Source organism: Pseudomonas sp. QE6 (genome assembly GCF_041379005.1).
GTDB lineage: Bacteria > Pseudomonadota > Gammaproteobacteria > Pseudomonadales > Pseudomonadaceae > Pseudomonas.
In genome coordinates this window covers 5,851,949-5,877,646 of sequence record NZ_CP166873.1, presented here as the reverse complement: position 1 = coordinate 5,877,646, position 25,698 = coordinate 5,851,949, and the positions used below count along the sequence as shown (strand labels likewise).

Here is a 25,698-nt window from a genome sequence, read left to right as displayed (position 1 = left end):
GTCCGAGCCTGTTTTTAACGCAGTTATGCCGACGCGCAGCAGATCGTGAACAGGTTCTGAGCGTCATTTCCACCCGGTGCGCCATGTCGCGCGCTGCTCGGGTTCGAGGAAGGTCCAGGCGACGAAGCGGCTCTGCTTCTGGCCCTGGGCCATGTCCACGGTGCGGATGCTGATGGCGCCGGCCTTCTTCAGGGCGCGGCGGAATTCGTCGAGATTGCCGGCCTTGGACACCAGCGAGCTGAACCACAGCACCTGATTGCCGACTTCCGCACTTTCCGCCGCCAGCTTGCGCAGGAAGGCGATCTCGCCGCCTTCGCACCACAGCTCGTTGCTCCGCCCGCCGAAGTTCAGCTTCGGTAGCTGGCGCGACGGGTCGAGCTTGCCGAGGTTCTTCCATTTGCGCCGGCTGCCGCTGCTGGCTTCCTCGGGCGAGGCGTGGAAGGGTGGGTTGCACAGGGTGGCGTCGAAGCGTTCATCGGCGCCCAGCAGGCCATGGAAGATGTGCTTGGGGTCGTGCTGCTGACGCAGTTCGATGGCCTCGTTGAGGCCGGGGTTGCCATTGAGGATGGCGTGGGCCGAGGCGAGGGCGGCGGGCTCGATGTCCGAGCCAAGGAAGCGCCAGCCGTAGTCGCGGTGGCCGATCAGCGGGTAGATGCAGTTGGCGCCGACGCCGATGTCCAGCACGCGCACCTCCGGCCCGCGTGGAACCCGGCCGGCGTTCTCCTCGCCGAGCAGGTCGGCCAGGTAGTGCACGTAGTCGGCGCGGCCCGGAATCGGTGGGCAGAGGAAGCCGGCGGGGATATCCCACTGGGCGATGCCGTACTGCGCCTTGAGCAGCGCGCGGTTGAATACGCGCACGGCCTCGGGATTGGCGAAGTCGATGCTCGGCTTGCCATAGGGATTGGTGATGACGAAGCGGCCCAGCGCCGGGCAGCCCTCGATCAGCGCCGGGAAGTCGTAATGCCCCTGGTGCCGGTTGCGCGGGTGCAGCAGGTTCGGCCGCTTGGCGGCGGGGTCGCGCAGGGCCTGAGCGGGTTTCGCGGGTGTAGCGGGGCGTTTCGGCGATTTGGGCGGTTTCGGCATGAGGGTGCGCTGGGCAGGTAAGCGGTGGGCGATTTTCCCACAGATGGGCGCCTCAGCCGAGCAGCGTGTTGCCCAGGTGGTCGAACAGCAGGCAGCACAGCAGCAGCGGAATGGGCAGGCCAAGCAGGGTGCCGAGCATGTAGGGCGAAAAGCCCACGCCGGACAAGGCGAGGCTGTAGTTCAGCGTGGGGGCGGTGATGAACGCCAGGCGCAGGAGGAACACGCTGCCGGCCGGGCGCTGGTCGAGGTGACTGAATACCGCGCGGGTGAGTCGGTTGTTCAGCAGACGCAGCCCGTCGCCGCCCACCGCGCGTATCACCAGGAAGGTGAAGCCGCAGGAGAGCACCGCCGCGCCGTAGGTGATCAGCCCGCCCCACAGCTTGCCCAGCGCCAGCACGGCGGCGGCGAGGAACAGCAGGCCGGGGACGTGCAGCAGGTTGCCCAGGGCGAACAGCCCGACGAACAGCAGCAGGCCGCGCACGCGGTTGTCCTGCAGTTCGCTGCGCAGGTAGCCGAGACTGAAATCCTCGTGCAGGCCGCTGGCGCGGTAGAGCGCGAACAGCACCAGGGCGAAGGCGAGCAGCAGGATCAGTCGGCGAAAACGCCAGACGACGGGCGGGACGGCAAGCATCTGGGCGGGTTCAGGGGTACTGCAGCACGTCCTTGATCTGCGCTAGGTGCTGGACGATCCAGCGCGGATCGATGGCGCCCCAGTCGCGGATGCGGTAGTGCCCGGCGTTGTTGCGCTCGCCGTCGTGCTGCTCGAAGGTGCAGTCGATGTCCAGATCGGTCAGCGCGGCCATGGTGTCCTGGGCGGTGCGCCGGGGCATGCCGGTGGCCTCCATCAGCGCGGGCACGCTGGTGGCCGTGCCGCTGTCGATCAGCCAGGCGACATAGAGGCGGCGGTAGAAACTGCTTTTGGTCTTGCTCACTTCCATCGAGACGTTTCCTTGTTGGCCTTGTGGGTCCACTACAGCGGCAGCAGCCAGGGTACCAGCAGAACGCTGACGATCATCACCAGAATCGTGAAGGGTACGCCAACCTTGACGAAATCTCCGAAGCGGTAGCGTCCGGGACCGAGCACCAGGGTGTTCACCGGCGAAGAGATCGGCGTCATGAAGGCTGCCGAGGCGGCCAGCGCGACGATCATCGCAAAGGCCTGGGGCGAGGCGCCGAGCGCTTTCGCCGTGGCGATGGCGACTGGCGCCATGAGCACGGCGGTGGCGGTGTTGGAGATGAACAGGCCGATTACCGCGGTGAGCACGAACAGGCTGGCGAGGATCGCGTAGGGCCCCGCATCGCCGAGGGCGCCGACCAGGCCATTGACCGCCAGGGTGATGCCGCCGGTCTTCTGCAGGGCGAGGGCGAACGGCAGCATGCCGACGATCAGCAGCAGGCTCTGCCAGTGGATGGCGCGGTAGGCGCTGTCCATGTCGATGCAGCGGAAGGCGCCCATCAGCAGGCAGGCGATCAGCGCGGCCATGACGTTGGGCACCAGTCCGCTGACCATCAGGATCACCATCACTGCCAGGCTGAACAGCGCGTGGGGCGCCTGGCTGGCGGCGGGGGCGGCTTCGTCCTCCTCCGCCGGCAGGCTGAGCACCAGGAAGTCGCGCCCGCGCGCCTGAAGCTGGCGGATGTCCTTCCAGGCGCCGATCACCAGCAGGGTGTCGCCGACTTTCAGCTTGGCTTCCAGCAGACCTTCCACCAGCGCCTCGCGGTTGCGCCGCAGACCGACCACGTTGAGTCCGTACTGGCTGCGGAAGCCCAGCTCCAGCACGCTCTTGCCCTGCAGGGCGGACTCCGGCGGCAGGGTCACTTCGGCCATGCCCACTTCGTGGGCACGTTCGGTGAAGTAGTCGCCCTGCAGGCTCAGCGGCTCCAGCCCGTATTCGTGGTACAGACCCAGCAGGTCGCCGCGCTCGCCGTAGATGTCCACCAGCAGCACGTCGCCGGCCTGCAGGACGATGTTGGCGGTGGGGCCGAGGATCTTCTGGCGGAAGTGCACCATGCGTTCGATGGCGACCACGTTGGTGCCGGCGCGGGCGCGCAGCTCCACGTCGCCCAGGCTTGCGCCCACCAGCTGCGAGTCGGCGCGGATGCGCAGGCGGCGTTCGCGGCCGGCCAGCTGATAATCGCGGATCAGGTCGCCCAGGGTGCGGCGCTTGAGGCTTTGCTTGTCGTCGCCCGCGTCGTCGCCCAGCCAACGGCGTGCCACCAGCATGTAGCCGATGCCCAGGGCGAGAATGACCAGGCCGAAGGGGGTGAAGCTGAAGAAGCCGAACCCGGTCGAGCCTTCGCGCACCAGCTCGCTGTGCACCACCACGTTGGGCGCGGTGGCGACCAGGGTGAGCATGCCGCTGATCAGCCCGGCGAAGCTCAGTGGCATCATCAGCCGGCGTGGCGAGACGTGCAGGCGCGCGGCGATGCTCAGAACCACGGGAATGAAAATGGCGACCACGCCGGTGGAACTCATCACCGAACCCAGCCCGGCCACGGCCAGCATCAGCAGCACCAGCAGGCGCGTCTCGCTGGCGCCGGCGCGGCGCGTCAGCCATTCGCCGATGCGGTAGGCCACGCCGGTGCGCACCAGGCCTTCGCCGATGACAAAGAGCGCGGCGATGAGGATGACGTTGGGGTCGGCGAATCCGGCCAGCGACTCCTGCACGCTGAGGATGCCGGAGAGGGGCAGGGCGACCATCACCAGCAGGGCGACCACGTCCATTCGTGGCCGGTTGATGACGAACAGTCCGACGGCGGTGGCGAGCAGGGCGAGAACCCAGATCAGTGGCAGACTCATGTGCTTCCCTAGCGAGTATTCGGCGCCATTGTGCCCGCCGAGGCGGGCGCAATGTCTTGATCCGATGCAGCTTAGCGAAGCCAGTGGTCCTGTGCGGCGGCGAATCGCATTGTTACGGCAGGCGTGCGATAGGGGTGATCTGTCTGGGATCGGTGCGCAGCTCGATCAACGCCGGCTTGCCGCTGGCCTGGGCGCGCTGGAAGGCGGCGGCGAAGTCCTCGGTGCGCTCGACGAGTTCGCCGTGGGCGCCAAAGGCCCTGGCGAGGGCGACGAAGTCGGGGTTGCGCAGTTCGGTCGCGCTGATGCGTCCCGGATACTCGCGCTCCTGGTGCATGCGGATGGTGCCGAGCATGCCGTTGTTGACCACGATGACGGTCAGTGCGGCGCCGTACTGCACGGCGGTGGCCAGCTCCTGCGGGTACATCATGAAGCAGCCGTCCCCGGCGAAGCACACCACGCTGCGCTGCGGGTCGCGCAGCTTGGCGGCGATGGCGGCGGGGAAGCCGTAGCCCATGGCGCCGTTGGTGGGGGCGAGCTGGCTGCGCGGCGAGCGATAGCGGTAGAAGCGGTGTACCCAGACGGCGTAGTTGCCGGCGCCGTTGCTGATCGCCGCGTCCTCGGGCAGGGTCTCGCTTAGGTAACTGACGACTTCCGCCAGGTCCACGCCTTGCGGACGCTCGGCGTTCTGCGGCGGGGTGGAGTAGGCGAGGTAGTCGGCGCGGGCCGCGGCGGTCCATCCGGCCCAGGGGCGTTCGCTCAATGGGGGAAGGGCGTCGAGGGCCGCTGCGATGGCAGGCATGCTGGCCTGTATGGGGAGGTCGGCCTGGTAGACCCGGCCCAGTTCGCTGGCGTCCGGGTGGATGTGGATCAGCGTCTGAACGGGGCGTGGGCTCTGCACCAGGGTGTAGCCGGCGCTGGGCGTTTCGCTGAGGCGCGAGCCGAGCACCAGCAGCAGATCGGCCTCCTGCACCCGGGCGGTGAGTTTGGGCGAAGCGCCGAAACCGAGCTGGCCGGCATACTGGGCGTCGCGGTTGTCGTAGAGGTCCTGGCGGCGGAACGAGGCCACCACCGGCAGGTCGTTGGCCTTGGCGAAACGCTGCAGGGCATGGCGTGCGGCGTCGTCCCAGCCCGTGCCGCCGATCACCAGCAGCGGTTTGCGGGCGCGGGCCAGCAAGCCGCGCAGTCCCTCCAGCGCAGCCTGCGGCGAGGCGATCTGCGCAATGCGCGGCGCGGGGATGTCCGCTACCGGCGCTGAGCCGAACAGCACTTCCTCCGGCAGCCCCACCACCACCGGGCCGGGACGTCCGGACTGGGCCACGGCGAAGGCCTGGGCGACCACTTCGGGGATGCGGCGGATGTCGTCGATCTCCGTGGCCCACTTGGCCAGGCCGCCGAACATCTGCCGGTAGTCCACTTCCTGGAAGGCTTCGCGGCCCTTGAAGGCGCTTTCCACCTGGCCGACGAAGAGAATCATCGGCGTCGAATCCTGTTTGGCCGTGTGCACGCCATTGGCCGCATGGGTTGCGCCCGGTCCACGGGTAACGAAGCAGATGCCCGGGCGCCCGGTGAGCTTGCCGTAGGCGTCGGCCATGTTCGAGGCGGCGCCTTCGTGGCGGGTGACGACGGTGCGGATCGATCGGGCGTCGTGCAGGGCATCGAGCACCGGCAGGTAGCTCTCGCCGGGGATGCAGTAGACGGTATCGACCGCATTGCCCAGCAGGGCTTCGACGAGGATCTGGCCGCCATTGCGGACGGGGAGGTCGGACATGGGAGTCGGTTTCCTGGATGGGCAGGGGTGCGCTGATCTTCGGCGAACTGCCGCGCCGAACCAAGCGAGCATTCTTCGCAAGGTCATTCCAACGAGGAATGAATGGACCGCCCCAGAGCGGCTGCGACGACGAACCGCGCCGGCGTCTTTCCTGGGTTGGCTATGGTTGATGCACGGGCGCCCCCGCGCCCGCAGGACGTTTTATTGCAGAAGGAGCCCCCTCCCATGTCCCCCCTCTCGTCCCGAGCCCTGCTCGCCAGCCTGTTCGCCACCTCCAGCCTGCCCCTCTACGCCGCCCTGCCTTCGGCGCCGGGCTATGTCGATGACAGTGGCTATAGCGCCGCGGCCAAGACCCGCATCCTACCGGCGATGTTCGAGCAGAAACTCGGCAGCACCAGGTACATCGCCAAGGCCGACAACCCGCTGATCACACTGGCCGAATCCAGCGGATTCAAGCAGACCTCCGATTACCACCAGACCCGCGCCTGGCTGCAGACGCTGGTCGATGCCTCCGGCGGCGCCATCACCCTGAGCGACCTGCCGGAGAACAGCGCCACCGGCGAGCCGATGCTGCTGGTCACCGCCAGTCGCGAGGCGGACAAATCGGCCGCCGGGCTGAACAAGTCCGGCAAGCCGACGATCTTCGTCGAGGCGGAAATCCACCCCGGCGAGGCTAATGGCAAGGACGCGATGTTCATGCTGCTGCGCGACATGACCACCGGCGACAAGCCACTGGCTGGCCTGCTGGACAAGGTCAACATCCTCTTCATTCCCACCGTGAACATCGACGGCGACCTGCGCCGCAGCCCCTACGGACGAATCAACCAGAATGGCCCGGAGGTTACCGGCTGGCGGGTCAACGGCCTGAACTACAACCTCAACCGCGACTTCACCAAGCTCGACAGCGCGGAAATCCGCAACGTCGCCTCGGTGTTCAACCAGTACGACCTGAGCTTCTTCGCCGATACCCACTCCACCGATGGCGCCATGTACCCCTACGACAGCTCCTACTGCCACAACGGCAACGGCTGGTCACCGGCCTCCAGCGAATGGATGGACAAGGTCATGCGGCCGCCGGTGTACAAGGAATTGGAAGGCGACGGCCATGTGGTCCATGAGTGCATCAGCTTCAACGACAACCAGGACCCGACCAAGGGCTATTACCCCTATCGCACGGACCTTGCGCGCTTCTCCAACCAGTACGGCGACATCCGCAACGTGCCCTCGATCCTCATCGAGCAACACGCGCTGCATCCCTACGAAACCCAGGTGCTGGGCAACTACGTGATGCTCAAGGCGATGTTCCAGGTGATCGGCGACAACGCCGACTCGCTCAAGCAGGCCATCGCCAAGGACCGCGAGCGCCTCGCCGCGCAGAAGGACGTAATCCTGACCTGGAAGCCCGGCAAGGAACAGCACACGCCGTTCGCCGTAGGGGACTACCGTTACGAGGAGTCACCGATCACCGGCAAGAAGACCATCGTCTGGAGCAACAAGCCCAAGCAACTGAACGTGCCGATCAGCGACAACTCGGTGCCGGACCTGGTAGTGAAGCGGCCGAAGCAGTACGTGGTGCCGGTGCAGTGGAGCGAGGTGATCGCGCGCCTGAAGTCCCACGGCATCCAGATGAAGACCCTGGACAAGGCCACGCCCATCGAGGTGACCTTGAACCGCATGGACAACATCAAGCTGGCCGGCGGCTTCGAGCCGGACCGTGCCGCCACCAACGAGATTCCCGGCTATGAAGGGCACCTGTTGGTCAGCGGCGTGGGCAAACCATTCCAGCGCCTGCAGACCTACCCGGCCGGCTCGGTGGTGATCGATACCGACCAGCCGCTGGGCGTGCTGGCGATCAACCTGCTGACGGCAGAAAGCCCTGACTCGTTCTGGTCCTGGGGCTTCTTCAACTCGACGCTGGTGGTGGCCGAGGAGCCGGAGGAGTACGTGATGGAGCCAATGGCGCGGAAGATGCTTGCCGAAGACCCGAAGCTCAAAGCCGAGTTCGAGAAGAAGTTGAAAGACGACAAGGCCTTCGCCAAGGACGCCCAGGCGCGCCTGCAGTGGTTCTACCAGCGCACGCCGTTCTATGACGTGAATGCCTATGTGTACCCGGTGGGGACGGTGTACTGAGGCAGTTCAGGGTTGTTGCTGGCGCAGCTCCCGCAGCTGCGTCAGCAGTTTGGGGACCTCGTCGCGGACGATGCTCCACAGGGTGTCGTTATCGATGCCAAGATAGCCGTGGATCAGTCGGTTTCGGGTAGCCACCAGCATGCGCCAGGGAACCTGCGGCTTCGCCGATGATCTCCAGATTGCGCAAGGTCGCGTCATAAACCAACGGGGTAGCGACGAAGGCCTGCTGATCCAGATTTGCGCAGTAGGCGAGGACCTTCTCGGCGCACGCCATCATGTCGTCGACGTAGAAATACCAGACTCGCTCGGGACGCTCAGACATTCACCGCCTCCGCTTCGATGAAGGGGCGTAGCTCCGGGCGAAGCGCCTTTTCGGTTACCAGGTCGACACTGTGGCCTAGCAAGTCTTCGAGGTAGAACTGCACGCCGAAGTAGCGCTCCGAGGTCGCAGGGCCGTCGAAACTGACCAGAATATCCACATCGCTATCCGGTCCTGCGTCGTCACGTGCCGTCGAGCCGAACAGAGCCAGCCTGACCACACCGAAGCGCGTGGCCAGTTCTGGCTTGCAGCTTTCCAGCAGGGTCAGGGTGTGGTGGCGGTCCATATTGGTTACCGGATCAGTGAATACGCCTGAAGGTAGCACAAGCGGAAAAAACAAGGCCCGCATTGGCGGGCCTTGTGGATGACGCTTACAGACTGGCGATCTTCTCGCGCTGCTGGATCAGGTTGGTCACCGCCTGCTCGGCTTCGGCGAGCTTGGCGCGTTCCTTTTCGATCACATCCGCCGGGGCCTTGGCGACGAAGCCTTCGTTGGCGAGCTTGCCGCCGACACGTTTGACTTCGCCTTCCAGGCGCTGGATTTCCTTGTCCAGGCGGGCCATTTCGGCGGCCTTGTCGATCAGGCCGGCCATCGGCACCAGCACCTGCAGGTCGCCGACCAGAGCGGTGGCGGACATCGGCGGCTCTTCGCCTTCGCCCAGCACGCGGATGGTCTCGAGCTTGGCCAGCTTCATCAGCAGCGGCTCGTTGTCGGCCAGGCGGCGATGGTCTTCGGGCGAGGCGTTGTTCAGCACCAGGTCGATGCGCTTGGCCATGGAGATGTTCATCTCGCCGCGGATCTGGCGGATGCCCAGCATCAGGGCCTTGACCCACTCGATGTCGCCTTCGGCGGCGGCGTCGATCTTCGCCTCGTCGGCGACCGGCCAGGGTTGCAGCATCAGGGTGTCACCGGTCTTGCCGGCGGATGCCTTGATGCGCTGCCAGATTTCCTCGGTGATGAACGGCATGAACGGGTGCGCCAGGCGCAATGCGGTTTCCAGCACGCGCGCCAGGGTGCGGCGGGTGCCGCGCTGGCGTTCGATCGGCGCGTTCTCGTCCCACAGTACCGGCTTGACCAGCTCCAGGTACCAGGCGCAGTACTCGTCCCAGATGAATTCGTAGAGGGCCTGGGTGGCCAGGTCGAAGCGGAAGGCGTCCAACTGACGGGCGACTTCGATCTCGGTGCGCTGCAGGGCGGAGATGATCCAGCGGTCCACCGAGGACAGCTCGACCGGCTCGCCATTCACGCCGGTGTCCTTGCCATCGGTGTTCTCGATGACGAAGTTGGCGGCGTTCCACAGCTTGTTGCAGAAGTTGCGGTAGCCCTCGACGCGGCCCATGTCGAACTTGATGTCGCGGCCGGTGGATGCCAGCGAGCAGAAGGTGAAGCGCAGGGCGTCGGTGCCGTAGCTGGCGATGCCTTCGGGGAACTCGGCGCGGGTCTGCTTGGCGATCTTCTCGGCGAGCTTGGGCTGCATCATGCCGCTGGTGCGCTTCTCCAGCAGTTCGTCCAAGGTAATGCCATCGACTATGTCCAGCGGGTCGAGCACGTTGCCTTTGGACTTGGACATCTTCTGGCCCTGGCCGTCGCGCACCAGACCATGGACGTAGACGGTCTTGAACGGGATCTGCGCGCTGCCATCGCCATTCTTGATCAGGTGCATGGTCAGCATGATCATGCGCGCCACCCAGAAGAAGATGATGTCGAAGCCGGTCACCAGCACGTCGGTGGGATGGAAGGTCTTCAGGTATTCGGTCTGCTCCGGCCAGCCGAGGGTGGAGAAGGTCCACAGGCCCGAGCTGAACCAGGTGTCGAGGACGTCTTCGTCCTGGCGCAGGTTGGCGTCGCCCAGGTTGTGCTTGGCGCGCACTTCGGCCTCGTTGCGGCCGACGTAGACGTTGCCGGCGTCGTCGTACCAGGCCGGGATGCGGTGGCCCCACCACAGCTGGCGGCTGATGCACCAGTCCTGGATGTCGCGCATCCAGCTGAAGTACATGTTCTCGTACTGCTTGGGCACGAACTGGATGCGGCCGTCTTCCACGGCGGCGATGGCGGGTTCGGCCAGCGGCTTGGTGGAGACGTACCACTGGTCGGTCAGCCAGGGTTCGATGACGGTGCCGGAGCGGTCGCCCTTGGGCACTTTCAGCGCGTGGTCGTCGATCTTCTCCAGCAGGCCGGCGGCTTCGATGTCGGCGACGATCTGCTTGCGCGCGACGAAGCGGTCCATGCCGGCATAGGCGGCGGGCAGGCTGGCATCCAGCTCGGCGTTGACGCTGCCGTCGAGCTTGAACACCTGGGCGACGGCGAGGACGGCGGCGTCCTTGTCGAAGATGTTGATCAGCGGCAGGTCGTGGCGCTTGCCGACTTCGTAGTCGTTGAAGTCGTGGGCCGGGGTGATCTTCACGCAGCCGGTGCCGAACTCGCGGTCGACGTAGTCGTCGGCGATGATCGGGATGCGGCGGCCCACCAGCGGCAGGTCGACGAAGGTGCCGATCAGCGCGGCGTAGCGCTCGTCTTCCGGATGAACGGCGACCGCGCTGTCACCGAGCAGGGTTTCCGGACGGGTGGTGGCGACGACCAGGTGGTCCTTGCCGTCGGCGGTCTTGTGACCGTCGGCCAGCGGGTAGCGCAGGTGCCAGAGGTGGCCCTTCTCGTCGTGGTTCTCCACTTCGAGGTCGGAAATGGCGGTGTGGAACTTGGTGTCCCAGTTGACCAGGCGCTTGCCGCGGTAGATCAGGCCGTCCTCGTGCAGGCGCACGAAGGCTTCCTTCACGGCCTCGGACAGGCCCTCGTCCATGGTGAAGCGCTCGCGCGACCAGTCCACGGAGGAACCCAGACGGCGAATCTGGCGGGTGATGGTGCCGCCGGACTGGTCCTTCCACTCCCAGACCTTCTCCAGGAACTTCTCGCGGCCCAGGTCATGTCGGGCGATGCCCTGTGCGGCCAGCTGGCGCTCCACCACCATCTGGGTGGCGATGCCGGCGTGGTCGGTGCCCGGCTGCCACAGGGTGTTGCGGCCCTGCATGCGGCGGTAGCGGATCAGCGCATCCATGATGGCGTTGTTGAAGCCGTGACCCATGTGCAGGCTGCCGGTGACGTTCGGCGGCGGGATCATGATGGTGTACGGCTCGCCGGAACCTTGCGGGGCGAAATAGTTGTTCTGTTCCCACAGGGGGTACCAGTGGGATTCGATGGCGTGGGGCTGGTAGGTCTTGTCCATGAGCGCGGCGGGACCCTGATAAGGCTAGACGGAAAACCGGTGAGTATAACGGGGCGCGGGCCTTGCAGGCCACCGGGGCGGCAGGGGAAGCAATTGTAGGAGCGAGCTTGCTCGCGAACCGTTACCACTGCGAGCTTGCAGAGGAGCGTTCGCGAGCAAGCTCGCTCCTACAAGGAAAGGGGGCGCTGCGGTCAGCTCTTGCGCTGGGCCAGCAGGCGCTGCATCCGTGCTTCCAGGCGGCGCTGCAGCTCGGCTTCGATCTGCGGCGCGAAGTCGTCGATCACGTCCTGCAGGATCAACTGGGCGGCGGCGCGCAGCTCCAGGTCCAGGCGATTGAGTTCGCTGGCCTGGGGCGAGACTTTCGGCTCGGCAGGCTCGGCAGGCTCGGCAGGCTCGGCAGCGGGCGGCTCCGGCGTACGTGGCGCCGGAGCGATGACATCGGACAGCAGTGGGATGTTGTCCGGCTCGAAGGATTCGGTGAGCAGCGGCGGTTCGGCACCTGACTCATCCAGCAGTTCCTGGATCGATTTCAGGTCTTCCAGCAGGTGATCGGGGTCGTGCGGGGGCTTACGGCTGTCCATGGTCTTGGCTGATGCGTTCTCAAGGGCGCGGCAGGCGATGGTCCTGCAAAGGATAGCCCTGCTCGCGGTAGCGGCGGAAATTCTCCCGCGCGGCCTGACGAATCGCCGGTTCTTCGATCACCAGTTCGGCGACCCGGTTGAAGCGGTCGACGAAGGGGGGAATGGCCAAGGTCAGGTTGATCAGCAGGTCCCGGTGGCTCTCCGGCGGCTCACCCAGGGCGAGCACCACCGGCGAGTCGGCGTCTTCTTCCACCGCGTTGTGTGGGATGAAGGTTTCGCCCCGGAAGTTCCACAACCGTGCATCCAGCGCTTCGCGCTGGGCCTCGTCGGCACACAGCACGAAGATGCGCATGCCTTGCCGCCAGGCCTTTTCGGCCAGGCGGCAGGCGATGGTCAGGCGTGCGTCGGGATCGGCGCTGGGAATGACGTAGAAATCCACGCGCGTCATTTTTTGGCCCCAAAGCTGCTGCGTTTGCTCATGCTGCGTTGAAAACCTGCGCAAATTGCTCATTTACAAAACGTAAACTGCGCATGTGCGCAGGCTTTCGCCTTGCCTGAGCGGCACTCGCGACGCTTCGGGTTCCAAAAAACATTGCTGTCTTACTCCGTTACTTCACGCGGTCCAGCAGGTACTGGGTCAGCAGCGGAACCGGGCGTCCAGTGGCGCCCTTGTCCTTGCCGCCGCTGATCCAGGCGGTGCCGGCGATGTCCAGGTGCGCCCAGTGGTACTTCTTCGCAAAGCGCGACAGGAAGCAGCCGGCGGTGATGGTGCCGGCCTTCGGCCCGCCGATGTTGGCGATGTCGGCGAAGGGGCTGTCCAGCTGCTCCTGGTATTCGTCGAAGAGCGGCAGCTGCCAGGCGCGGTCGTCGGCGACTTCACCGGCTTTCAGCAGTTGCTTGATCAGCGCGTCGTTGTTGCCCATCAGGCCCGAGGTATTGGAGCCCAGGGCGACGATGCAGGCGCCGGTGAGGGTGGCGATGTCCACCACCGACTGCGGCTTGAATCGCTCGACGTAGGTCAGCGCGTCGCACAGCACCAGGCGGCCTTCGGCGTCGGTGTTGAGGATTTCGACGGTCTGGCCGCTCATGGTGGTGACGATGTCGCCCGGACGGGTAGCGCCGCCGCTGGGCATGTTCTCGGCGCAGGCCATCACGCCCACCAGGTTGATCGGCAGCTGCAGTTCCAGCACGGCGCGGAAGGTGCCGAACACGGAGGCGGCGCCGCACATGTCGAACTTCATCTCGTCCATGCCCAGGCCGGGCTTGAGGCTGATGCCGCCGGTGTCGAAGGTGATGCCCTTGCCGACCAGAACATGGGGGGCTTCATCTTTCTTGCCGCCGTTGTACTGCAGCACGATGAGGCGCGGCGGCTGGTCGCTGCCCTGGGCGACGGCGAGGAAGGAACCCATGCCCAGCTCGCGCAGCTTCTTCTCGTCCAGCACTTCGACCTTCAGTCCCTTGTGCTCCTTGGCCAGCGCCTTGGCCTGCTCGCCGAGGAAGGTCGGGTGGCAGAGGTTCGGCGGCAGGTTGCCCAGGTCGCGGGTCAGGGCCATGCCGTTGGCGATGGCCTGGGCTTCCTTGGCGCCCTGTTCGACGGCGGCGGCGTCGGCCTTGTCGACCAGCAGGGTGATCTTCTTCAGCTTTGGCACTTCGGCCTTCTGACTCTTGAAGCGGTCGAAGACGTAGGTGCCATCGGCCAGGGTTTCCACCTGCAGGCGGGCCTTGCCGTGGGCGTTGCGGCCTTTCACGGCGAGATCACCCAGGGCCAGCACGGCGTCGCCGCCGCCCAGGTTCTTCAGGGTGGCGAGGACCGAGGAAACCAGTTTGCGGTAGGCGCGGTCGGAGAGGTCGCGTTCCTTGCCGGCGCCGACCAGCAGCACGCGCTCGGCCTTAATATTGGGTAAATCCTGCAGGAGTAACGTTTGCCCGACCTTGCCCGCCAGATCGCCACGCTTGAGCAGGGTGCCGATAGCGCCGCCGGTGACGTCGTCAACGGCCTTGGCAGTGGCGCCAAGCTTGCGGCCTTCGCCGACGGCGATGACCAGGGTGGCGGTTTTCAGGGTTTCCGGGCGTACGCTTTTTACAAGGAATTCCATGGCTTGGTGTCCCCAGGACAAAAGGCTCACGATGGCAAGGTGGTCCGCGATGCTCAGGCAGACTGCGCAGTGACAGGCCTGGCGAATCGCAGGATAATGCCGGCTATTTTCGCTGGATCGCGCTCGCGCGGGCCGGCAAACGCTTCACGACGGCTAGTTTGAGCGTAGCCGCCCGAGCGTGACAACCCTGGAGTGTCCGGTTTGATTGTCTTCCGTTATCTGTCCCGCGAAGTGCTGATCACCATGAGCGCAGTGAGCGCCGTGCTGCTGGTCATCATCATGAGCGGCCGTTTCATCAAATATCTGGCGCAGGCCGCCCAAGGCATGCTCGATCCAGGCTCGCTGTTCATGATCATGGGCACGCGCCTGCCGGGCTTCCTCCAGCTGATCCTGCCGCTGGGGCTGTTCCTGGGGATCCTGCTGGCTTACGGACGGCTGTACCTGGACAGCGAGATGACCGTGCTGACCGCCACCGGCATGAGCCAGCAGCGCCTGACGGCCTACACCCTGGCGCCGGCGCTCCTGGTGGCGCTGATCGTGGCCTGGCTGAGCCTGTGGGCGGCACCGCAGGGAATCGCGCAGATGCAGTTGCTGCTGAACAAGCAGGACGCGATGACCGAGTTCGACACCCTGGCGCCGGGACGTTTCCAGTCGATGCGCGACGGCTCGCGGGTGACCTATACCGAGACCCTGGCCAATGAACGCACGCAACTGGGTGGCGTGTTCATCGCCGACAAGAATCCGCCGCGCAACGGCAAGGCGGGCAGCGCTTCGGTGCTGGTGGCGAACAGCGGCGAGCAGCAGATCCATGCCGACGGCAGCCGCTACCTGATCCTCAAGGACGGCTATCGCTACGATGGCCTTCCGGGGCAGGCCGACTACCGCGCGATCAAGTACGACACCTATGGTGTGTTGCTGCCCAAGCCGGAAGTCAGCAGCGAGATCGACGACCGCGACGCCATTCCCACCAGCGAACTGATCGGCAGCGATGAAGTACGCATGAAGTCCGAGCTGCAGTGGCGCCTTTCCATTCCGCTGCTGGTCTTCGTGGTCACCATACTGGCGGTGCCGCTCTCGCGGGTGAATCCGCGTCAGGGTCGCTTCCTCAAGCTGCTGCCGGCGGTGCTGCTCTACATGGCTTACCTGGCGCTGCTGATCGCCGGCCGTGGCATGCTCGACAAGGGCAAGATCCCGCTCGCCCTGGGCCTGTGGTGGATCCACGGACTGTTCCTGGCGATCGGATTGCTGCTGCTGTACTGGGAGCCGCTGAGGCTCAAGCTGGCCGCCGCACGGGCGAATTCTGGGCGGGAGCCGAAGCATGCGTAAGCTGGATCGTTACATCGGCATCACCGTTTTCATCTCCATTCTCGCCGTGCTCGGTGTGATTCTCGGCCTGGCCGAGCTGTTCGCCTTCGTCGACCAGTTGGGGCAGATCACCGAGACCTACACCCTCGTCGATGCACTCAAGTTCGTGCTCCTCACCGCACCCAGCCGTGCCTACGATATGTTGCCGATGGCTGCGCTGATCGGTTGCCTGGTGGGCCTCGGCAGCCTGGCCAGCAGCAGCGAGCTGACCATCATGCGTGCCGCTGGCGTGTCGCTGCAGCGCATCGTCTGGGCAGTGATGAAGCCGATGCTGGTACTGATGTTCGGCGGTATCCTGCTCGGCGAGTACGTGGTGCCCTACACCGAGACCCAGGCCCAGAACGACCGCGCCATGGCCCAGAGCGAAGGCGGGGTGCTGAGTTCGCGGAACGGTCTGTGGCACCGTCAGGGCCACGAATTCATCCAGATCAACGTGGTTCGCTCGGACGGGATGCTGCTGGGTGTGACGCGCTACAACTTCGATGATGCGCGCCGCCTGCAGACCGCCAGTTTCGCCAAGCAGGCAACCTTCCAGAATAACCAGTGGGTGCTGAAAAACGTGACCACCACGGTTCTGCATATGGATGAGAAACGCAGCGAAGTGGTGAACAAGCCCAGCGAAGTGTGGAACATTCAGCTCACCCCGCAACTGCTGAACACTGTCGTGACGGAGCCTGAGGCCCTGTCGATCAGCGGGCTGTGGAACTATATCCATTACCTGCAGGAGCAGGGGCTGAGCGCCAACCGCTATTGGCTGGCATTCTGGACCAAGATCCTGCAGCCGGCAGTCACCGCGGCGCTGGTGCTGATGGCGATTTCCTTCATCTTCGGCCCGCTGCGCAGCGTGACGCTGGGGCAGCGTGTCTTCACCGGCGTGCTGGTGGGTTTCAGCTTCCGCATTGCCCAGGATCTGCTGGGTCCATCCAGTCAGGTGTTCAACTTCCCGCCGCTGCTGGCGGTGCTGGTGCCCGCGGCGATCTGCGCCTTCCTCGGCATGCTGTTGCTGCGAAGGGCGGGGTGATCTCGCTCCTGCAAAGAACGCCACAAACGAAAAAGCCCGCCGATTGGCGGGCTTTTTCATGGGCGAATGGGGCTCAGCGCCGCCCCTGAGTCGCCTTGCGTACGTCCTTGGGAATCTGGATCACCACGCTTTCCGAGTAGCGATCCTGCCAGGTGCGCTTGTCCTTGTCCCAGAGCATCCACAGGAAGCCCAGCCCCAGGCAGGCCCAGGAGCCGATGGAAATGGTAAAGCGCAGCAGCGCCTGGAGCAGGCTGATGTGCGAGCCGTTGGCGTTCTGCACGCGAATGCCCCAGACCTGCATGCCGAGGGTCTGGCCGTTGTGGGTCCAGAATTTGGCGAAGAATGCGAACACGCTAATGAACAGCAGGCTGGAGAGCAACGGATCGCCGATCAATCCGCCCTGGTCGGCCAGTTGCTTGAGCCTCTCGCCGCCATAGATGAGTCGCAGGACGCCCTGCTGGTAGACCAGGGTCACGACCATCATCAGTGCTACGCAGAGCAGGAAGTCATAGAACATGGCGGCGAAACGGCGGATGAGCGTGGCGGGCGGGAAGTTTCCCGCGGGCTGGAGCTGCGGTATGGACATGGCGCCTTCTGGAGCGAATCGTTGATCGGTAGGGCACAGCCCCGGATGAATGGGGCGGGATTATACGGTTTCTGGCCCGGTTCGGCCTTTATCGCGCTGGCCCTGTTCTAAGCTGCACCCATACCGTTTCCCTGGAAACGAACGGTCGTACAGCAAGGAACAAGGATGCCGTTACGCAACTATGCCCGGCGCCGGCTGGTGCCGCGATTGGTGTTTGCCCTGTCGATGGCGCTGCTCCCCCTGGCGCTGGGTAGCTCCATTATCTATTGGCAGGCCCTGCGCAGCCTGTCCGCTGAGGCGCGCACGGCATCCCACGAGGCACTGCACCTGTTCGATCTCATGCTGGGCAATGCCGAGGGGGCAGCCAAGGTTGCGCTCTCGCAGAAGGGAAAGCCCTGCAGCGACTCGACCTTGGTGCTGCGCGAGCAGGTGGCGGTGGTGCCCTTCGTGCGCACGGTCAACCTCACGCGGGACGATGCCATCTATTGCACCTCTCTGTTCGGCGACTTCAAGGCGCAGCTGGAGGGCTCCGACTACGTGGATGGGCGCCTGCGCCTGATGGCGGGCAACCCGGTGACCCCCAATGTCGCCATATTGATCCTGCGCCGGGTCGAGGGGGAGTACGGCGCGCTGGCCTCCATCGATGGACGTTATCTGAGCAATACCTTGCAACTGGTCGATCAACGCAGCGACCTGCAGTTGCAAGTCGGCGGGGTGTGGATGGATGAAGACGGCCATGTGCATGCCGGGACGCCCGTTCCATTGCCGATCGGCCATATACGCTTGGTCTCCGAGCGTTACCCGTACGCAGTGATAGGGGGTTTTCCCGAAGGCGCTGCGTGGATCCATATCCGCCAGGAGGCGCTACCGCTGGCCGTCTTGTTACTGACGCTGGGGGGTGTCTCCGGGCTGGCCTGCTACTGGTTGTGGGGGCGTTCCGCAACGCCGAGCCTGGAGCTCGAGCGGGCGCTGATGGCTGGAGAATTCATCCCCTACCTGCAGCCGCTGGTGGATGCGCGCGATGGGCGTTGGGTCGGTGCGGAAGTATTGATGCGCTGGCAACATCCGCGCGAGGGAATGGTTGGGCCGGACCTGTTCATCCCGATGGCCGAGCGTTCCGGCCTGATCGTGCCGATGACGCGCGAGCTGATGCGCCAGGTGGGGGAGGGGCTGGCTCCCCATGGCGAGCTGCTGGGAGAGGACTTCCACCTGGGCTTCAACATCAGCGCCGTACATTGCACGGAGACGAGGTTGCTCGATGATTGCCTGAGCCTGCAGGCGAAGTTCCTGCCGAACCGGCCGACCCTGGTGCTGGAACTGACCGAGCGGGAACTGATCGCTGCCAACGACGCCACCGATCAGTTGTTCGACCGTCTGGATGGCCTGGGCATTCTGTTGGCCCTCGACGATTTCGGCACGGGCAACTCGAGTCTGGCGTACCTGCACCGTTTCAAGGTGGACGCGCTGAAGATCGACAAGAGTTTCGTCGCGATGATCGGCGTGGAAGCACTTTCAGTATGCATCCTCGACAGCATCGTCGAGCTATGCGGCAAGTTGGACCTGATGATCATCGCCGAGGGGGTGGAAACCGAGGAGCAGCGGCGCTACCTGGCCGAACGTGGGGTGGATGTGTTGCAGGGGTACTTGTTCGGTAAGCCGATGTCGCTGGATGCTTTTGTGCAGGCGATGCGTGAGGAAAGCGAACGGGCGCGTTGAGGGCTGGTGCGCCTTTCGTGGCGGGTCGCGCAGTGCATGCCTGCGAATCGGCTGGACTGTCCCCAGTGGCGGAATTTCTACGGAGTTTTCTGGCCGCATTTCGCTTCTGCGTCCTACTTCCGATCCCGGTATAGCGACAAAATAAAAATGATATCTAGTTCACACTTTTTAGTTTGCACGGGCTGCCGTTTAACTTTTTTTTGACATTCGTTATTTTGAATTAAGGGAGAGTTTCAGCCCTTGGCTGCGTGTAGATCGCGTATTTCAGGGGAAAGTTGAAGAAATCGATGGCTATAAGCAGTCGCCATGAGGCTTGTCGCGATCAGGACGTTTCGCTCTAATGGCGCGCCCTTGCTGGCCTTGGGCCGTTACTGATCGGCCTTTCAAGGATTGGATTCAGTGAATTATTCGTTGATTAATTTTCTATACAGCGCTGAGCGACGACTGGTCCCAAATTGCCGGTCAATGGAATGGCAGTTCGCCATTTCGCTAATAGAGTTGTCTGGAAAGGCTAAAGAACAAGAGTCCGAATAATGCCTATTCGTTCCCGTGGATTTACCCTGATCGAACTGATGGTGGTTGCTGCGATCGTCGCCATTCTGGCGGCTATCGCCTATCCCAGCTATCAGCAGTACGTCATTCGCGGCAAACGCTCGGCGGCACAGGCGCAGATGATGGATATCGCCAACCGCGAGCAGCAGTACCTACTGGCCAATCGAGCCTATGCGGACAAGACGGCGCTGGAGGCGGGCGGTTATTCGTTGCCTAGTGAAGTGTCGAGTAACTACGGCTACAGCATCACCGTCAACAACGCGGCAACGCCGCCGACTTTCACCATCACCTTCACACCGTCTGGCGCTCAGGCCAGCGATGGCAACCTGACCCTCGACAGTACCGGCAGCAAGATGCCGACGAACAAGTGGTGAGCGATATGGGCGTCTCTCGACAGCGTGGTTTGACCCTTATCGAACTGTTGGTCAGCATCCTGATCATTTCTTTGGGCCTGCTCGGGCTGGCCAAGCTGCAGACTCGTATGCAGCTGTCGGACATGGAGTCGTACCAGCGCGCCCAGGCGCTGCTGTTGCTCAACGATATGTCCAGTCGGATGACCGCCAATCCTAATAACTCCTCCAGCTACGTCACTGGTAGCGCCAGCCCGGTTGGCACGGGAATGACTTGTCCCACCAGTACCTCCACGCGTCAGCAGTCGGACATGGCGGACTGGTGTAACAGCCTGCAGGGTGCAGCGGAGGTCGGTGGTGGTAACGTCAAGGCTGGCGCCATGCTGGGCGGGCGTGGCTGCATCGAATCCCTGGGGAGCGGGCAGTATCTGATCACCGTGGCTTGGCAGGGTATGAGCCCTATATCCGCGCCCCCCAGCAGCGTGGCTTGCGGCAGCGGTAGCTACAATGGCGGTAATGATTGCACCAGCGACCGCTGCCGGCGTGTGGTGACAACCATCGTGCGGGTGGCCACGCTATGAGGCGCACCGCTCCGCAACGCGGGTTTACCTTGGTCGAGATGATGATCGCAGTGACCATCGGCCTGCTGATCATGGTTGGTGTCCTGACGCTCTACCTGAATCTGCGTCGTACTAACGATGACATGGCCAACACCAACTCGTTGATTGAGAACGGCCGTTTCTCCGTCCAGTTGATGCAGGAAGATCTGGCCCATGCCGGCTTCTGGAACGGTTACATCCCGCAGTTCGACGACCTGACCTCCTCCGATGTTCCGGGGGATGTACCCTTGGCACTGCCGCCGGTATGCGGGGATTTCTCGACCTGGACGCTGGCCGACAAGACTGCCGCTCTCGGCATCGCAGTGCAGACCTACTCGGCGGTTCCCCCCGGCTGCTCCGGAGTCGTGACCAACCTGGCTGCCAATTCCGACGTGCTGGTGGTTCGGCATGTCGATACCTGTGTACCGGGTGTCGGCAATTGCGAGGCGTTGACGGCCGGCAAGGTGTATTTCCAAGTGTCATCCTGCGACACCGAGCCCTCCGCGTCCTATGTGTTCGGTACGGGCGGATTTACCCTGCACCAACGCGACTGCATCAACTTGGCCGAGCGTCGCAAGTACATCACCGACATCTATTACGTACGCGACTACGCGGTGACGGCGGGTGACGGCATTCCCACGCTGATGCGCTCGCAGTTCGACTTATCCGCTGGCGTCAATGCTCAGCAGGTGGCCGTACCGCTGATCGAGGGTGTCCAGGCGCTCCGTGTCGAGTTGGGCATCGACAATGTCAGTGATTCCGGTGGCACGGTTCGCTACGACCAAGCGGTCATCTGGGCTGACCCCAACAACAAGACGTCGCCCACCAACCGTGGGGACGGATCGGCTGACGGCAGTTTCATTCATTGCGGTGCGGGCTCCTGTACCGTCGATGAATTGATGAATGTGGTGGAAGCCAAGCTTTACGTCCTGGTGCGTAGTCGTACGGCGACGCCGGGCTATTCCTCGGACAAGACCTATGCCTTGGGGGGCGTCACCCTGGGGCCGTTTACGGATGGCTACAAGCGACACCTGTTCACTTCCAGCGCGGCGCTGGTGAACGTTTCCCGCAGGAGGCAGACGCCATGAGCATGAGCGGCAAGGCACAGATGCAGCGCGGCGCGACCTTGGTGGTTACTCTGGTGATGCTGCTGATGCTGATGTTGATGGTAGGCAGCGCCTACACCCTGAGTGGTAGCAACCTCAAAGCGGTGGGCAACATGCAATTCCGCAACGAGGCGATCGCCTCCGCCAACATTGGTATCCAGCGGGTGCTCGATTCGGCCTTCACCACGACACCGACCGCCGAAGACCTTGATGTCGATCTAAACAACGATGGTACCCGGGACTACGTGGTGAGTATGGCAACACCCGTGTGCACGAGCGCCCGGCCGAGCGGCAACTCTTCGCTCTGTGGTCAGGGAACCAAAAGTATGTGCAATCAGGACTGGAATACAGTTTGGTCGTTGAATGCAACGGTGACGGATTTGGTGAGCGGTGCTTCGGTCAAGGTGCGTTCGGGCGTGCGTGTGCAGCTCACCGATACGCAGAAGCGCACGGTGTGCGGAGTATGAAAATGAAAACTCATGGCAATGTCTCGGTCCGCCTTTGGCGAGTGTTTGCATTCTGCGCCCTGTGCATCGCGTACTCGATGGCTCGCGCTGAGGACATCGACCTGTTCGTCGGCACGCCACCCAACTCTGCGGATGCGCCTAACGTATTGATCGTCCTCGACAACACAGCCAACTGGAACACTCCTTTTGACAATGAGAAGGCCGCGCTGGTGTCGGTAGTCAATGGACTCCAGGCGAACAAGTTCCGTGTTGGCCTGATGATGTTCACTGAGACTGGTGGCGGTGACAAAGGCAATGACGGTGCCTATGTCCGGGCTGCCATACGTTTGCTTGATGCAGGCACCAAGACCAAGTACCAGACCTTGGTTGGCAGTTTGGACGTTGGAGGTGACAAATCCAACGGTGGCAAGATCAGCAAGGCCATGGAAGAGGCCTGGCTCTATTACTCGGCGAGTGCCCCTTATGCCGGTAACAAGAAGGTAAAGACGGACTATACGGGAAATACCTCCGGTAGTACCGCTTCCAACGCAATCTACGCGCTTAGCGGCAATGCTCTGTCGGCGAAGGATGGCAGTCCGTATAACAACCCTATCGTCACTGGCTGCGCGAAAAATTTCATCATCTACATCAGCAACGGCGCGGCACAGGACAATAACAACGACATCACACAAGCCACCGCAGCGCTCTCTGCAGCGGGAGGCAACACCTCCGCGATTCCGATTTCGCCCAGCGGCTCGCAGGATAATGTGGCAGATGAATGGGCGCGCTTCATGAAGAAGAGCAGCCTTGGCATTACCACCTATACAGTGGATATCAACAAGGTCACCACTGGTCAGGGGCCAGGATGGACCGCTTTGCTCAAGAGCATGGCCAACGTCAGCAGCGGTAAGTACTTCGACGTGACGTCCAACGGCACGGAGATCGCCGATGCGCTGAACGCTATCTTCTCCGAGATTCAAGCAACCAACAGTGTGTTCGCCTCGGTCACCCTGCCGGTGAGCGTGAATACCCAGAGCACCTACTTGAACCAAGTGTATGTCGGCATGTTCCGTCCGGATGCCGATTCATTCCCGCGCTGGGCCGGCAACCTCAAGCAATACAAGCTGGGGATGGTCAACGGCAAGCTGCAAACGGTGGATGCCGCCGGCAATAGCGCGATCAACAGCGCAACCGGCTTCATCACCGAGTGTGCGAGGAGCTTCTGGACGCCTAGCACTACGGACGGTTACTGGACCTTCAAGCCGCAAGGCAACTGCCTGACAGTGCCCGGCTCGGATGTTTCCAACTACCCCGATGGCAATATCGTTGAGAAGGGCGCTCAAGCCTATAAGTTACGCCAGGCCAGCGCTCGCACGATGAAGACTTGTGCCCCGACGGGGTGCAGCACACTCACCGACTTCAATACGAGCAACGCAGCGATTACCCAGACATTGCTGGGTGCCGCCAGCAGTACCGAGCGCGACAATCTCATCAACTGGGCGGTGGGTTCCGATAACCAGGACGAAAACACCAACAGCAACGTGACCGAGATGCGCCCATCGGTTCACGGCGACGTCGTGCATTCGCGTCCGGCCGCCATCAACTATGGTACGACTGCCGCCCCCCAGGTGGTCGTCTACTACGGAGGGAACGATGGCCTGCTGCATGCCATCAACGGCAACCGCACCACTAACATCGGTTCGGTGACTCCTGGTAGCGAGATTTGGTCGTTCATGCCACCGGAGTTCTATCCGAGCATCAAGCGGCTGCGCGACAACAGCGTGACTATCAGTTTCCCTGGCCATACCACTGGTACGCCCACGCCGCAGCCCAAGTCCTATGGCATGGATGGCTCGGTTAGCGCGGTGCAGCAAGGCTCTAGCACCTGGATCTATTCCGCCATGCGTCGTGGTGGGCGATCGATCTACGCTTTCGATGTCACGACTCCTACCAGCCCGGTGCTGAAATGGAAGCTGGGCTGCCCAAACATGGATAATGACACCGGCTGTAGTACCGGTTTCGACGGCATCGGCCAGACCTGGGCAACTCCGACCGCCCTCAAGGCGGCGGGTTACAGCAGCGGGAATGCGACGATGCTGGCCATGGGAGGCGGTTACGACCCCTGTGAGGATGGTGATCCCAATACCTGCACCGCCAGCTCCAAGGGCAATAAGATCTATCTGCTGAATGCTGATACCGGCGCGCTGCTCAAGACCTTCGCCACTGATCGTGGCGTGGTGGGGGATGTGACCATACTCACCGACGACAATGGCTTGGCTACCTATGGTTATGCCGCAGATCTTGGAGGCAATATTTACCGCATCTCCGGGGTCGATGCTGCTAGCGCCATTGGTACAGCTGCACCGGCCAACTGGACCATCACCAAGATTGCCGCGCTGGGGTGTGACACCGCTTCCAGCTGCACGGCGAATCGCAAGTTCATGTACGGTCCTGAAGTTGCGGTGAGCAATGGTGAGTATGTGATCGCTGTCGGCTCAGGCGATCGTGAGAAGCCTATCCTCGCCTATACCTCCGCCAGTTCTGTGTCCAACCGCTTCTACAGCCTGCGGGACAAGCCCTCTGACCCGACCTGGCTGACCTCGGAGAACTCGACTTGTAGTGCCAATCTAATCTGCAACGCTTCGTTGCTGGCTATTACGACCACCGCGACGCCATCGACCAGCGACCTAAACGCTCATCCGAAGGGCTGGTATCTGGCATTGCAATCGACGGAGCAGGTGGTGACTTCGGCGTTGGTGTTGTTCGATACCATTATTTTCAGTACCCACCAACCGGCGGTGGTCAGTGCGACCAGTTGTGTCAGTCTCGGGACGGCACGTAATTACAACATCAACTACAAGAATGCCGCCGGTTCCAATGGCGATCGTTTTTCGGTGATTGCGGGCGGCGGGCTGGCCCCGTCGCCAGTGGCTGGCGTCGTCATCCTCGATGATGGAACTCAGAAGCCATTCATTATCGGTGGCGGTAACTGTGCTACCGACTCTTCGCTGCAGGGATGCGAAGCCGTTCCGCCAGCTTCGGGTATCCGGCCGAAGTCCTGGGTGTACTGGAACATCGAGCGATAGGAGAGAAGGATGGGATTGCACTTACGTCGAGCGGCCGCTGGTTTCACCCTGATTGAGTTGATGGTGACTATCGCGGTGGCGGCGGTTTTGCTCTCGCTTGCTGTACCATCGTTCACCGAAGCGACCCTGTCCGGCAAGCTTGCCGCCAGCGCCAACGATCTAGTTGCTGGTGTGGCGGTAGGGCGGAGCGAGGCGATCAAGCGCAACTCCGTAGCCCGCATGTGCGTGTCCACCAATGGCACCAGCTGCGGTAGTGGTGGTTGGGAGCAGGGATGGATCATCATCATTCCCAGTGACTCCACTGTGGTTCAGAAGCACGCAGCGGCGCCGGGGGGATTCAAAGTCACCTCCAGCGTCACGCAGATCGACTTCCAGCCCTCCGGCGTCGGCAGTACCCAGGCGAGCATTACCGTCTGTCGTGCCACACCCACAGCGGGTTCGCAGGAGCGGGTGGTGCAAGTCGACGCAACCGGACGTGCCTACGTCAGCAAAACTACCACTGGCAGTTGCTCGTAACGTTCGCCTGAGTCCATGAGGCATCCGTAGAAGCTCCTTTTGGTGCCTTCGGGCCTGCTCAATCAGTTTTGGATCCTCGCCAAAATTCCGCATTACATCGGCGGAGGGCGGGCGCACGGAAGACGGCCCTCGAGGGCAAGATCGCAGACAACAAAAAACCGGCTCTAAGTCCGGTTTTTAGTGGTGTTCTGACACTATTTTGAGGTGTCAGTGGTGCCCCGGGAGAGACTCGAACTCTCACTCTGTCGCCAGAAACGGATTTTGAATCCGCCGCGTCTACCGATTCCGCCACCGAGGCAATGGCGGCGGAGTATAGGGAGACGCTCTGCATCGGTCAATCCGCTCGATTGGTCAGAA

The 25,698-nt window shown here is 63.1% G+C and carries 21 protein-coding genes, 1 tRNA gene and 1 pseudogene; 10 read left to right on the top strand and 13 right to left on the bottom strand.

Going from position 1 to position 25,698, the window contains the following annotated elements; genetic code table 11:
- Positions 1-63 precede the first annotated feature (63 nt).
- The 5 genes from rlmF to ACAW63_RS26830 form a co-directional block, all read right to left on the bottom strand.
- Positions 64-1,083, bottom strand: coding sequence for a 23S rRNA (adenine(1618)-N(6))-methyltransferase RlmF (rlmF, locus tag ACAW63_RS26850; protein ID WP_371230442.1), 1,020 nt, complete (start codon positions 1,081-1,083; stop codon positions 64-66).
- A 52-nt stretch (positions 1,084-1,135) separates the two neighbouring features.
- Positions 1,136-1,714: a VTT domain-containing protein gene (locus ACAW63_RS26845; RefSeq protein WP_371230440.1), complete on the bottom strand. Its 579-nt coding sequence runs from the start codon at positions 1,712-1,714 to the stop codon at positions 1,136-1,138.
- 10 nt (positions 1,715-1,724) lie between these two features.
- Complete coding sequence (locus ACAW63_RS26840; RefSeq protein WP_371230438.1) at positions 1,725-2,021, bottom strand: helix-turn-helix domain-containing protein; 297 nt, start codon at positions 2,019-2,021, stop codon at positions 1,725-1,727.
- Between the two features lie 32 nt (positions 2,022-2,053).
- Positions 2,054-3,883 carry an SLC13 family permease gene (locus ACAW63_RS26835; RefSeq protein WP_371230436.1) on the bottom strand — a complete coding sequence of 610 codons (1,830 nt, stop codon included), beginning with the start codon at positions 3,881-3,883 and terminating at the stop codon, positions 2,054-2,056.
- A 112-nt stretch (positions 3,884-3,995) separates the two neighbouring features.
- Positions 3,996-5,651, bottom strand: coding sequence for a thiamine pyrophosphate-binding protein (locus ACAW63_RS26830; RefSeq protein ID WP_371230435.1), 1,656 nt, complete (start codon positions 5,649-5,651; stop codon positions 3,996-3,998).
- 225 nt (positions 5,652-5,876) lie between these two features.
- On the opposite strand from ACAW63_RS26830, the gene ACAW63_RS26825 reads away from it, so the two are divergent.
- Positions 5,877-7,781: a M14 family metallopeptidase gene (locus tag ACAW63_RS26825; RefSeq protein ID WP_371230433.1), complete on the top strand. Its 1,905-nt coding sequence runs from the start codon at positions 5,877-5,879 to the stop codon at positions 7,779-7,781.
- Between the two features lie 6 nt (positions 7,782-7,787).
- Here the strand turns inward: ACAW63_RS26825 and ACAW63_RS26820 are convergent.
- From ACAW63_RS26820 to ACAW63_RS26795, 6 genes and pseudogenes are all read right to left on the bottom strand, one after another.
- Positions 7,788-8,055: pseudogene (locus ACAW63_RS26820) on the bottom strand (DUF86 domain-containing protein).
- Positions 8,056-8,095: 40 nt separating this feature from the next.
- On the bottom strand, positions 8,096-8,386 hold the full coding sequence (locus tag ACAW63_RS26815; protein WP_371230432.1) for a nucleotidyltransferase family protein: 291 nt from the start codon (positions 8,384-8,386) through the stop codon (positions 8,096-8,098).
- 85 nt (positions 8,387-8,471) lie between these two features.
- On the bottom strand, positions 8,472-11,321 hold the full coding sequence (locus ACAW63_RS26810) for a valine--tRNA ligase (protein ID WP_371230430.1): 2,850 nt from the start codon (positions 11,319-11,321) through the stop codon (positions 8,472-8,474).
- Positions 11,322-11,512: 191 nt separating this feature from the next.
- Positions 11,513-11,902 carry a DNA polymerase III subunit chi gene (locus ACAW63_RS26805; protein ID WP_371230428.1) on the bottom strand — a complete coding sequence of 130 codons (390 nt, stop codon included), beginning with the start codon at positions 11,900-11,902 and terminating at the stop codon, positions 11,513-11,515.
- Positions 11,903-11,921: 19 nt separating this feature from the next.
- Positions 11,922-12,350, bottom strand: coding sequence for a DNA polymerase III subunit chi (locus tag ACAW63_RS26800; RefSeq protein ID WP_371230426.1), 429 nt, complete (start codon positions 12,348-12,350; stop codon positions 11,922-11,924).
- 160 nt (positions 12,351-12,510) lie between these two features.
- On the bottom strand, positions 12,511-13,998 hold the full coding sequence (locus ACAW63_RS26795; RefSeq protein ID WP_371230425.1) for a leucyl aminopeptidase: 1,488 nt from the start codon (positions 13,996-13,998) through the stop codon (positions 12,511-12,513).
- 201 nt (positions 13,999-14,199) lie between these two features.
- On the opposite strand from ACAW63_RS26795, the gene lptF reads away from it, so the two are divergent.
- Together lptF and lptG are read left to right on the top strand one after the other, a co-directional pair.
- Positions 14,200-15,324, top strand: a complete 1,125-nt coding sequence (lptF, locus tag ACAW63_RS26790) for an LPS export ABC transporter permease LptF (protein ID WP_275608383.1) — start codon at positions 14,200-14,202, stop codon at positions 15,322-15,324.
- Positions 15,317-16,384 (top strand): LPS export ABC transporter permease LptG, encoded by a 1,068-nt coding sequence (lptG, locus tag ACAW63_RS26785; protein WP_371230423.1) that lies wholly within the window; start codon positions 15,317-15,319, stop codon positions 16,382-16,384. Before lptF ends, lptG begins: the two co-directional genes overlap by 8 nt.
- Before the next feature lie 73 nt (positions 16,385-16,457).
- Here lptG and ACAW63_RS26780 read toward each other — a convergent pair whose 3' ends face one another.
- On the bottom strand, positions 16,458-16,970 hold the full coding sequence (locus ACAW63_RS26780; RefSeq protein ID WP_371230421.1) for an RDD family protein: 513 nt from the start codon (positions 16,968-16,970) through the stop codon (positions 16,458-16,460).
- Between the two features lie 165 nt (positions 16,971-17,135).
- Here ACAW63_RS26780 and ACAW63_RS26775 point away from each other — a divergent pair, with 165 nt between their 5' ends.
- From ACAW63_RS26775 to ACAW63_RS26745, 7 genes are all read left to right on the top strand, one after another.
- Positions 17,136-18,686: an EAL domain-containing protein gene (locus ACAW63_RS26775; RefSeq protein ID WP_371230420.1), complete on the top strand. Its 1,551-nt coding sequence runs from the start codon at positions 17,136-17,138 to the stop codon at positions 18,684-18,686.
- Between the two features lie 533 nt (positions 18,687-19,219).
- Positions 19,220-19,612: a type IV pilin protein gene (locus ACAW63_RS26770; RefSeq protein WP_343577633.1), complete on the top strand. Its 393-nt coding sequence runs from the start codon at positions 19,220-19,222 to the stop codon at positions 19,610-19,612.
- A 5-nt stretch (positions 19,613-19,617) separates the two neighbouring features.
- On the top strand, positions 19,618-20,169 hold the full coding sequence (pilV, locus tag ACAW63_RS26765) for a type IV pilus modification protein PilV (protein ID WP_343577757.1): 552 nt from the start codon (positions 19,618-19,620) through the stop codon (positions 20,167-20,169).
- A complete protein-coding gene (locus ACAW63_RS26760; protein ID WP_371230417.1) occupies positions 20,166-21,275 on the top strand; it encodes a PilW family protein in 1,110 nt (369 codons plus the stop codon). Before pilV ends, ACAW63_RS26760 begins: the two co-directional genes overlap by 4 nt.
- Entirely contained in the window at positions 21,272-21,760 is a 489-nt protein-coding gene (locus ACAW63_RS26755) for a hypothetical protein (RefSeq protein ID WP_343577637.1), read from the top strand. The genes ACAW63_RS26760 and ACAW63_RS26755 overlap by 4 nt, the downstream gene beginning before the upstream one ends.
- Complete coding sequence (locus ACAW63_RS26750) at positions 21,757-24,825, top strand: pilus assembly protein (protein WP_371230415.1); 3,069 nt, start codon at positions 21,757-21,759, stop codon at positions 24,823-24,825. The genes ACAW63_RS26755 and ACAW63_RS26750 overlap by 4 nt, the downstream gene beginning before the upstream one ends.
- 9 nt (positions 24,826-24,834) lie before the next feature.
- Positions 24,835-25,341, top strand: coding sequence for a GspH/FimT family pseudopilin (locus tag ACAW63_RS26745; RefSeq protein WP_371230413.1), 507 nt, complete (start codon positions 24,835-24,837; stop codon positions 25,339-25,341).
- A gap of 211 nt (positions 25,342-25,552) precedes the next feature.
- On the opposite strand, the gene ACAW63_RS26740 is transcribed toward ACAW63_RS26745, so the two are convergent.
- Positions 25,553-25,639, bottom strand: a tRNA-Leu gene (locus tag ACAW63_RS26740).
- Positions 25,640-25,698: the final 59 nt, after the last annotated feature.

What these genes read in the sequence shown, in the direction of transcription:
- rlmF (WP_371230442.1), bottom strand. Translation starts at nt 1,083, where the DNA reads ATGCCGAAACCGCCCAAATCGCCGAAACGCCCCGCTACACCCGCGAAA.
- ACAW63_RS26845 (WP_371230440.1), bottom strand. Translation starts at nt 1,714, where the DNA reads ATGCTTGCCGTCCCGCCCGTCGTCTGGCGTTTTCGCCGACTGATCCTG.
- ACAW63_RS26840 (WP_371230438.1), bottom strand. Translation starts at nt 2,021, where the DNA reads ATGGAAGTGAGCAAGACCAAAAGCAGTTTCTACCGCCGCCTCTATGTC.
- ACAW63_RS26835 (WP_371230436.1), bottom strand. Translation starts at nt 3,883, where the DNA reads ATGAGTCTGCCACTGATCTGGGTTCTCGCCCTGCTCGCCACCGCCGTC.
- ACAW63_RS26830 (WP_371230435.1), bottom strand. Translation starts at nt 5,651, where the DNA reads ATGTCCGACCTCCCCGTCCGCAATGGCGGCCAGATCCTCGTCGAAGCC.
- ACAW63_RS26825 (WP_371230433.1), top strand. Translation starts at nt 5,877, where the DNA reads ATGTCCCCCCTCTCGTCCCGAGCCCTGCTCGCCAGCCTGTTCGCCACC.
- ACAW63_RS26815 (WP_371230432.1), bottom strand. Translation starts at nt 8,386, where the DNA reads ATGGACCGCCACCACACCCTGACCCTGCTGGAAAGCTGCAAGCCAGAA.
- ACAW63_RS26810 (WP_371230430.1), bottom strand. Translation starts at nt 11,321, where the DNA reads ATGGACAAGACCTACCAGCCCCACGCCATCGAATCCCACTGGTACCCC.
- ACAW63_RS26805 (WP_371230428.1), bottom strand. Translation starts at nt 11,902, where the DNA reads ATGGACAGCCGTAAGCCCCCGCACGACCCCGATCACCTGCTGGAAGAC.
- ACAW63_RS26800 (WP_371230426.1), bottom strand. Translation starts at nt 12,350, where the DNA reads ATGACGCGCGTGGATTTCTACGTCATTCCCAGCGCCGATCCCGACGCA.
- ACAW63_RS26795 (WP_371230425.1), bottom strand. Translation starts at nt 13,998, where the DNA reads ATGGAATTCCTTGTAAAAAGCGTACGCCCGGAAACCCTGAAAACCGCC.
- lptG (WP_371230423.1), top strand. Translation starts at nt 15,317, where the DNA reads ATGCGTAAGCTGGATCGTTACATCGGCATCACCGTTTTCATCTCCATT.
- ACAW63_RS26780 (WP_371230421.1), bottom strand. Translation starts at nt 16,970, where the DNA reads ATGTCCATACCGCAGCTCCAGCCCGCGGGAAACTTCCCGCCCGCCACG.
- ACAW63_RS26775 (WP_371230420.1), top strand. Translation starts at nt 17,136, where the DNA reads ATGCCGTTACGCAACTATGCCCGGCGCCGGCTGGTGCCGCGATTGGTG.
- ACAW63_RS26770 (WP_343577633.1), top strand. Translation starts at nt 19,220, where the DNA reads ATGCCTATTCGTTCCCGTGGATTTACCCTGATCGAACTGATGGTGGTT.
- pilV (WP_343577757.1), top strand. Translation starts at nt 19,618, where the DNA reads ATGGGCGTCTCTCGACAGCGTGGTTTGACCCTTATCGAACTGTTGGTC.
- ACAW63_RS26760 (WP_371230417.1), top strand. Translation starts at nt 20,166, where the DNA reads ATGAGGCGCACCGCTCCGCAACGCGGGTTTACCTTGGTCGAGATGATG.
- ACAW63_RS26755 (WP_343577637.1), top strand. Translation starts at nt 21,272, where the DNA reads ATGAGCATGAGCGGCAAGGCACAGATGCAGCGCGGCGCGACCTTGGTG.
- ACAW63_RS26750 (WP_371230415.1), top strand. Translation starts at nt 21,757, where the DNA reads ATGAAAATGAAAACTCATGGCAATGTCTCGGTCCGCCTTTGGCGAGTG.
- ACAW63_RS26745 (WP_371230413.1), top strand. Translation starts at nt 24,835, where the DNA reads ATGGGATTGCACTTACGTCGAGCGGCCGCTGGTTTCACCCTGATTGAG.